General features: G+C 26.2%; 1 protein-coding gene and 1 pseudogene. One reads left to right on the plus strand and one right to left on the minus strand.

Annotation, left to right across the window (positions count from 1 at the left end):
• The first annotated feature begins 35 nt into the window (after positions 1 to 35).
• Entirely contained in the window at positions 36 to 275 is a 240-nt protein-coding gene (locus CCZ01_RS09765; protein WP_112053017.1) for a hypothetical protein, read from the plus strand.
• A 2,130-nt stretch (positions 276 to 2,405) separates the two neighbouring features.
• Here CCZ01_RS09765 and CCZ01_RS11030 read toward each other — a convergent pair.
• A pseudogene (locus tag CCZ01_RS11030) lies at positions 2,406 to 2,537 on the minus strand (FAD-dependent oxidoreductase); the annotation flags it as partial.
• Positions 2,538 to 2,644 lie beyond the last annotated feature (107 nt).

The following is a 2,644-nucleotide window of genomic DNA, read 5'->3' on the forward strand; positions in this document are numbered from 1 at the left end:
CGAAGCGATGGCAATCGCATTTTAAAGGAGAGAATATGCAAAAATACCCAGAAGTGTATAGTTTAGAGGAAAGTTTAGCGATATTGGATAAATATAAAGACAGGCTAAATGAGGAGCAATATAACAGAATTAAGTCAAACATTTGTGGACACGCTATAGAGGATATGTATGCAAACGAAGGAGATGTTATCGATCTTGTGAGAATTGAAAGAGAGGAAGCCACAGCCGAAGAAATTGTTGTAGAATATAAAAAAGAATGGGGTCTCATAAAGTGATTGGCAAAATATTAAATCTGCTTGATATTGGAATACCACAGACAGACTTTGACAGACAGTTTTTAACTTCAAATTTAGTAGGTGCAGTAAATTTGATGGAATTGATCAGATGCACAATTTGCAGATTTAATGTCTGATTTAAATGCTTTACACCCCTTTTGTGAAGGCAATGGAGCAGGTTTAGGTCTATGAATTTGCTTTCGCATACTGTAATTAGCCACTTAAAATCAAAGTGAACATTTCACTCTGATTTATTCTACAAAATTTTAAATATTTGCTTTACAATAATAAATGAAGATAAACACAGTATTTAAAAGAAGTATTGGCATCCAAAAAAAGCTTATGTGATAGCAAATTAGTTAAAAGTGTGGGTTTTTACTTTTTTGATTTTCGAGATATGATTTTTTAGTCAAGGTATATAGGGTTTTCTAGGTGCAATCTACTTGCTTTTTATTTTCAATTAAAATTAACTAAAATCAATTAATTTAAATCCAAAAAATGAGTAATGACAAAGATAGAAAAGCGAATTAAGTAAATTGTTTTGACAATTTATAACTTATTTTTGGCTTCTTTAAGCTTTTTTGGTTTGTTTAATTAGACTTATGCTCCAGTGATTCAAATAAAAGTTTTTATTAAAATGTACAAAAATACCTAAAAATAAGGATTTTAAGTGACGGAAAATCTACCTATAGAAATCAACAATACAAAAGAAGGAATAAAGAATTATCGGCAGAGTTTTATAAGTATTATTTATAATAATTTATATCTAAATTTTTAAATCACATAAATATAAAATTTAAATAAAAATATTTAAAAATAAAATATCCACTTTGGTTTTACCTGTAAATAATAAATATATACGTTTTGTAATCCATTAAAGTTTTGCTTAGCACTAAAGCGTATATGAGGCATCAATCCCAGTACTATATTATAAAATTCTCTTCTTGTGATAGGAATATTTTCAAATTCATCCTTACAGATACACAAGTGAAATGTAAGGTATATTGTGTTATTTACTTTGCAAAGTTTGATTTGGCATTTATTTCCTTTTTAAAATTGTCTATTTTATTAAAATCAATATTAAGATTATTAAGGGTTTTATTGTTTTGTGTTCTTATTTTATGTGGTATATACATTTTATCGTCAAGTTTTATAAGAGTTTATTTGATTTGATGAATTAAACTTAAAGATATTTATTTGATGGAAAGAATTAAGAAAAATTAGCCATATGACTCCTGCTTTATTCAATTAAGCAATATTGTATCAGCATAATACCTTTTCTTTTTTCTTTATTTATAGGTTTCCTGATGGGGTATTGGTGTGATATTAGGGGCAGGATAGCGTTTGATAATAATGCATTTGTTTTTTGTGTAGTAAAGCTTTTTGTATTGTAGAAGGTATCATAGAAGCTTAAATGAGTGTAAAAATAAGATATAGAGATATAAATATGGGGGATACATACTATAAAGGAATAAGGAAAAAAGAGTGAATAAAAGTTTTCTGCCCTTATATAATATTTACTATAGGCAATATCTACAATACAATAATAGTGTGTAAAATACAGCAAAGCAGATAATAATACCAAATATGGTAAATCTAAAACTCCATAATATAAAATATTAATAATCTCATCATTGTCATATTCTAGTTTAATGTGAGATTTTGTGCTATTTTTAGAATCCAACTATTATTTATTAAATAATCTATAAAATTTTTTATTTTTTTATAAATTATTATTAAATTAATAATTATAAAGATTTAAAGAGTTAAGGGATACTTTTATCCATTAAGTATATATTTTATATTATTTTTATAATATTGTTTCATTTTATTCATATATGGAGTAAAATATTTTATAAAAATATTATTATTTATTTCTTCGTTAATATGGCTCTGTATATTCGTAATATTTTAAAATAGGAGTTTACAGAATTAAATCTTTCATATAAATATACAATATATATCCATATCAATTTGAGTAACGACCCCTTAACGGACATAATGGCTTTAGGGTGGTTCTAAATTATAAAAAATGCCACATTCATCAGTTGCTTTTCTTTCCATTACTTTCCACCTAATGCATCAATTCTTTAAGTCCTTTATAGCAAGTCCACAATACCAGTAGCAGGTACAACTTGCTACACCAATCTTCTGCTCTACAAGAATATTGTGAGTAGTAAAGCCTTATTCCCATTTTGCAGAAATAATACTTGCTTTAATCCCTGCATGTCCACCACCAATAATGACAATATCATAATTTATATAAAATACCTTTTATTTTATTCTAGCATAAAAATTCTAATAAATGCTTTAGGGCACCTATCTATTAACCACTTCTAATTAATACTTCTTATTAATAGCTATTCTTA

Origin of the sequence: Helicobacter monodelphidis (genome assembly GCF_003288845.1) — a bacterium.
In the GTDB taxonomy this organism is placed as follows: domain Bacteria; phylum Campylobacterota; class Campylobacteria; order Campylobacterales; family Helicobacteraceae; genus NHYN01.

Excerpts from the sequence above, each read along its gene's own strand:
- CCZ01_RS09765 (WP_112053017.1), top strand. The coding sequence starts at position 36 with ATGCAAAAATACCCAGAAGTGTATAGTTTAGAGGAAAGTTTAGCGATA.